Raw genomic sequence first — 5,300 nt, 5'->3', positions numbered from 1 at the left:
GATCAGATCCAGATCAGTTGCGGCAGCGGCGGTTTCGGGCACAGGAAGGAGGCGATACCACCGAGCGAACCCCATGCCGGCAGCTCAGGCCAGTGCGCCTGTGACACACTTTGAATCAGCCCTGCCTCCTACCCGGGTCTAAGGATCGAGAACTGGGTGGACTGATCTCATGGCTGGTAGGCCCAGAGGGCACGTCGAGGACCCCCACCAAGCAGTACGCCCCCGTGACTGCCGTTCCCCTTCACTGCGCTCTGGCAAAGGCCAACAGTGCGCTCAGGTCACCACGGTCTGCCTGACGCAGCGCCGCGATGTAGTCCTGGCGCAGAGCGGTGAGATTGACCAGGGAACTGCTCCCTCCCCAGGAAAAGCGTGGCGCCCCCAGCTGCTCGATCAGAACGTCGGCGATCAGCCGAGCGTGGCGGCCGTTGCCGTTCGGGAAAGGATGAATGGACACCAAGCGGTGGTGGAACCCCACGGCGATCAGATCAGGCTCCTCCACCAGGTGCTGGACCTGGAAAGCAATGTCACCGAGGAGGGCAGGCAACTGCATCCGGATCTGCCGCCAGTCGGCACCGATGCTTTTGTCGCTGCTGCGGTATTGCCCGGCCCAGCGCCAGGTCTGAGCAAACATCTCGCGGTGCAAGCGCCGCAGCCAGGCTTCCTCCAGCGGCCGTAGTCGGCGCTGCCGCTCAATCCATGACAGTGCCGCCTGGATGTTGCGCTCCTCCCATTCATTCAGCTGGTTCCGGCTCACCAGATGCGTGGGGATCAGGCCATGGAGCTCATCCGCATCGAGCGGAGTTGCTCCGTTCGGCAGATCGTCATTCAGTCCCACAATCTGGCCCCACCGGAGCGCAGGATCTCCTGAGCCATTTCATCGAGTTGCTCCTGCTGAATCGACGATGAGGCCTCGCTCTGCTGGGCTTCCAGTGCCATGGTTCGGCTGGCACGCTGCTGCCAATCGCGGGCTCGCCCGATGGCCTGCTGCCAGCGCATCTGCCGGAGGGACTGACGGGGAACAAGGATGTACTGAAGGTCGCAGTCCAGTGCTTCAGCGACACGACGGAGGGTGGCCAGCGTTATGGCATCGGCAGCCTCGGCTTGCTCGAGCTTGCGCAAGCCGGAGGCCGAGATATCCAGGCGCTGCGCCAGCACAGCCGAGCTCATACCCAGCGCCTCGCGGATCGCCCGCAACCAGCCCGATAAGGGCCGTGGCGGAATGGGGTGGCTGGCGGCCTCCTGGAGAACCGCATCCACCTGGCGGAGACGCAGCTCCTTGACGTTCATGCCTGAAGGGGATTGATTAGTCCCTACTTAACTAGTTTGACGCAACCTACAACTCCCGCACAGGTCAGTCAAGAGGGAGTTATAGGTTGCATTCAGTCCTTCTGGAGGCGCCCCTGATGGCTACCTGACTCGCAGCAGCCCTCAGTTGATCCTTCCAGTCATGACCATGGCCTCCTCGATGCAACCGCAGCCGCGCGAGAGGAATTCCCCGCCCTTGCGCCGCGTGACACCCTGCATCCCCGCCGCCGGGTGGTCTCAGTCCTGCTGCGCTTGAGGCGCCTTCTTGTTGAGCGACCAACTGCAAGAGATGCAAGAGAAAGTTCCGGGCTGCTTCAGGCAGATCAATCCCCGGCTTCCGTGCCCAGCGACCACCGACGGGCTCCGCTGAGCGGCCCAAAACCCTTGAAAGGCCAGCAGGAGGCAAGTTTCTCTTGCACTTTCTCTTGCAAGTCAAAAAACAAGGGTTCCCGGTTTCGCCGAGAACCCTTGCAGTGACTGATCGGGGCGACAGGATTCGAACCTGCGACCTAGTGCTACCAAAGGAACATGGTGGCCCCAGTCTCAGACTGAAGAAACCAGTGCTGATCCTTCTTCCTGACTGGTATCTGCGTTTGGCAGGATTTGCCAGAATCCGGTAGAAAGGGGGAGATTTCACACAGATCTCACACGCCGTGTGAAGCCATGCCATCCGCAAACGTCTGGGAAGCGGGTTTCCGTGCCGCCGTGAAGGCCTCCACGCCGCCCGGGTGGACTGTCACCCCACACAAGAGCCAGGTGCGCCTCCAGGTGCGGGAGACCGGTGCTCCGGGGACACCGCCGCGCAATCAATCGACCGTCATCCCCTACCGCTGGGAAGCGGCAGCCCAGGCCGATGCGCTGCTACGGATTCGGGTCATCTCCCAGCTGTATGACGGCTCACTGGCCGACGCCGCGCAGCAAGCCGAGGGCCGCTCCAGCCATGCGGTCATGGATTGGCCCAGCGCCGTGGCCGCCTACCGCCACCAGCGCATCGAGATCCAGGCCGTCACCAGCGCCGCCACCTGGGCGAAAAAGTATGCCCCGGTCCTGAGTGACTCCGTCGCGGCAATGGCATCACGCCGCCCGCCCGCCGACGCTCAAACACTTTTCGATCTGGTGCTGAGCAGGTGGCAGCCAGGGAGCCGCTCCAGGCAGATTGCACGCCAATCCCTCGCCGGCTTCTTGACCTACGCGGTGGCCCGGCATGGCTTCGGTCGGGCCTGGCAGCCATCGCCAGCTGTCAGGGAAGCCCGCATCCCGAAGCGCGACGGCTGGCCCTTGTCCGATGCGCAGATCCTGCGGTTGATCGATGCCCTGCCAACCACGCATGCTGGTGAGCGGTGGCGGTTTGCGCTCCAGCTGCTGGCCACCTATGGGCTCAGGCCAGAGGAACTTCGCCACCTTCACCCGAGCGATGGCGGCATCACCTGCAGTTACCGCAAGGCGGCCGGGCCAGGACGGCGCACCAGCCCCCGACGGCTGCATCCTCTTCTGATTCGGGATCTGGAGGGCAGCCCGGTGGACTGGCGTCTTCCCCAGCGGCTTGCAGTCGGCGAAGCCCTCCCCCCACTGGGGCAGCCAGGCAAGGGTGGCGAAGCACTGCGCACCTACTTGATGCGCCAACCTATGTGGAGATCGCTTGAAGGCGAAGTTGCCGCCGCAGGGGGAACCCTGACTGGCTACTGCTTTCGTCACCGATACGCGAAGGGCAGCCATGCGGCAGGGCTGCCCTTCGCGCAGGTTGCCACAGCCATGGGTCACACAATCGAGGTGCATCTGGCCGCCTATGCCCGATTCCAGCCGGATGCGGTCGGCGTCGCCTACGAGATGGCAAACCAGTCCACCGCCGAATCGGGAATCACCGCTGCCCTAAGAGTTCGCTGAAAAACCCGGCCAGCTCTGCGAAAATAAGCCAACCGCATGACCGTTGATGCGAGGCCAACAGGAGCACAGCGGCTCCCTGTTCTCCTACGTCTCGATCGAGGAGTGGATCCCGACCAGCCATCCGCTACGGCGGATCCGCAAGCTGGCGGATCAGGCCCTCGATCGACTCAATCCCACCTTCTGCAGGCTGTACGCCTCAGAGGGACGACCATCGGTTCCACCGGAGCAACTGCTTCTGGCCTCGTTGTTGCAGGCGTTCTATGGGATCCGCTCCGAGAGGCTGCTGCTGGAGCAGCTCCACTACAACCTGCTGTTCCGCTGGTTTGTGGGCCTCAGCCCCGACGATCCGATCTGGCACCCGACCACATTCACCAAAAACCGTGATCGGCTGCTCAATGACGACGTCATGGGGGTTTTCCTGGAGAAGCTGATGGGAGCTCCCGAGGTCAAACCGCTGCTCAGCGATGACCACTTCTCCGTGGACGGCACGCTGTTGCAGGCCTGGGCGTCATACGCCTCCCTGAAGCGGATCGATGGTCAGGAGGATCCTCCGCCTCCGCCCACAGGTCCTGGTGGGGGATGCCGCTTGGCAAAACGCTCCAGATCCCTGGCGCTGCGGCAGCCACTGAGGATGCCAAGGATCGCCATCAACAGCAGCAACCACTGGGGGTAACGCACCCCTCGGCGCTTACGTCTCTCCGGCAAGGCCTGCAGGAAGGCGATCAGATCGGGACTGGCAGCAAGCTGGGCCAAAGGACAAGAGCAGTCCCGATAAAACCAGGCCCAGCTTGGCCGCACAACGACCCTTGTGCCTGACTTTCAGTCGGCCCTGGTCCCGGTAGCGCTTGCGCCACTTGCCCACGGTCACGCCCGTCAGGCCCATGCGCTTGGCGATGGATGTGTTGACCTCGCCAGCACCGCAGGCCAGCACAATCTGCGCGCGCTGAACGATCGAGTGGGGCAAAGAGCGCGAGTTGGCGATGCTCTGCAGCTGCTGAACTTCGTCCTCCGTGAGAACCAGCGGCGGCATCGGACGGCCGACAGCCATGGAAAGACTCCCTTGGGAGATACTACCCCATTCTATCAGCTATTTGCGGGACTGTGCACTAGCTCACATTGCGACCTCCAGGAGGCAACTCATGTCACGGACAGATAGTCTGCGCCGCGAATCAGATCAGGCTCCTACCAACAGAAGTGTTGCAGGCCAGCCTGTTTAGCCATCGAATCCTTGACGATGGTCAGGACAGTCACCCACAGGGGGCCAGATGCTTCTCTACTTTGCTCCTGGCACATGCGCCCTGGCACCACACATAGCTCTGGAATGGAGCAAGGCTGGGTATGAGATTGAAAAGGTAGATCTGCGCTCAGAAGCGTACGGGCAGATTAACCCTCTTGGCATGGTTCCAGCCTTGAGGATTGAAAGCGGCAGACTGCTCACCCAGGCTGATGCAATTCTCAAGTTTATTGTGACCAGCTTCCCCGATGCAGAGCTTGGTGCTGGCGATGGGGAGCTTGCAGAATTCAATCTGGATGAAGCCCTAGCTTTCCTTACGGGTGATTTCCATCCTGCTTTCTGGCCATACTTTGGCCCTGCCCGGTTTACGACCAAGACCGATCAAGATAGCCTTGATGCAGTCAAGGCGTCATCTTACTCGAGAATAGAGCGTGTCATGAACCATTTGGAGGCGATGCTTCAGGACGGCCATGTCGTGAATCAAAGGCGCACCATTGCTGATCCCTATGCCTTTGCCATGTGCCGCTGGACAGTGAATCTTCCAAAAGGCTGGAAGGATTACCCATCGATCGCAGACTTCATGAATCGCATGCTTGAAGATCCAGGTGTGCAAGCAGCACTAAGTGCCCAGGGCCTGAAATAGAAACTTTGACTTGAAGGTATTGCTGTTGTCGCACGATGAGTTGGCATGTTGCACGTTCAAGGGCCTTGGGGCTGGGATTGATAGGTAGCGGAGCACATCATCCAGGCCTAGGAGTTTGTTGCCAATTGAGCAGCGAACCCCTGGCCACAGCGGATCGACCCCTGAGCTGAACAGCTGAGACTCCGTTCTTCTGCTGTCCGGGCCCCATCGATGGGCCTCAGTCAGCCGCTGCTA

Annotated in this window: 6 protein-coding genes and 1 pseudogene; 3 read left to right on the top strand and 4 right to left on the bottom strand. The window is 61.4% G+C overall.

The genetic code is table 11. The annotated features are described in order from the left end of the window. Positions 1 to 241 precede the first annotated feature (241 nt). Positions 242 to 835, bottom strand: a complete 594-nt coding sequence (locus KBY93_RS15935; RefSeq protein WP_255095398.1) for a mobile mystery protein B — start codon at positions 833 to 835, stop codon at positions 242 to 244. After that, positions 826 to 1,287 carry a mobile mystery protein A gene (locus tag KBY93_RS15930; RefSeq protein ID WP_255095397.1) on the bottom strand — a complete coding sequence of 154 codons (462 nt, stop codon included), beginning with the start codon at positions 1,285 to 1,287 and terminating at the stop codon, positions 826 to 828. Before KBY93_RS15930 ends, KBY93_RS15935 begins: the two co-directional genes overlap by 10 nt. Before the next feature lie 681 nt (positions 1,288 to 1,968). Here KBY93_RS15930 and KBY93_RS15925 point away from each other — a divergent pair. Both KBY93_RS15925 and KBY93_RS15920 read left to right on the top strand, forming a co-directional pair. Then, positions 1,969 to 3,189 carry a hypothetical protein gene (locus KBY93_RS15925; RefSeq protein WP_255095396.1) on the top strand — a complete coding sequence of 407 codons (1,221 nt, stop codon included), beginning with the start codon at positions 1,969 to 1,971 and terminating at the stop codon, positions 3,187 to 3,189. A gap of 46 nt (positions 3,190 to 3,235) precedes the next feature. Then, positions 3,236 to 3,802 (top strand): annotated as a pseudogene (locus KBY93_RS15920) (transposase); the annotation flags it as partial. On the opposite strand, the gene KBY93_RS16355 reads toward KBY93_RS15920, so the two are convergent. Together KBY93_RS16355 and KBY93_RS15915 are read right to left on the bottom strand one after the other, a co-directional pair. Then, the gene (locus KBY93_RS16355) at positions 3,727 to 3,987 is read right to left on the bottom strand and encodes a transposase family protein (RefSeq protein WP_399223381.1); all 261 of its coding nucleotides are present in this window, start codon (positions 3,985 to 3,987) and stop codon (positions 3,727 to 3,729) included. The pseudogene KBY93_RS15920 and the gene KBY93_RS16355 overlap by 76 nt on opposite strands. Then, the gene (locus tag KBY93_RS15915) at positions 3,878 to 4,237 is read right to left on the bottom strand and encodes a helix-turn-helix domain-containing protein (protein ID WP_255095395.1); all 360 of its coding nucleotides are present in this window, start codon (positions 4,235 to 4,237) and stop codon (positions 3,878 to 3,880) included. The genes KBY93_RS16355 and KBY93_RS15915 overlap by 110 nt, the downstream gene beginning before the upstream one ends. 217 nt (positions 4,238 to 4,454) lie before the next feature. Between KBY93_RS15915 and KBY93_RS15910 the strand changes: the two genes are divergently transcribed. After that, the gene (locus KBY93_RS15910; protein ID WP_255095394.1) at positions 4,455 to 5,066 is read left to right on the top strand and encodes a glutathione S-transferase family protein; all 612 of its coding nucleotides are present in this window, start codon (positions 4,455 to 4,457) and stop codon (positions 5,064 to 5,066) included. Positions 5,067 to 5,300 lie beyond the last annotated feature (234 nt).

The sequence above is a fragment of the Synechococcus sp. J7-Johnson genome (assembly GCF_024345795.1).
Lineage (GTDB): Bacteria > Cyanobacteriota > Cyanobacteriia > PCC-6307 > Cyanobiaceae > Regnicoccus_A.
The sequence above is the reverse complement of the archived record's forward strand: the minus strand, read 5'-3'. Positions and strand labels throughout refer to the sequence as shown.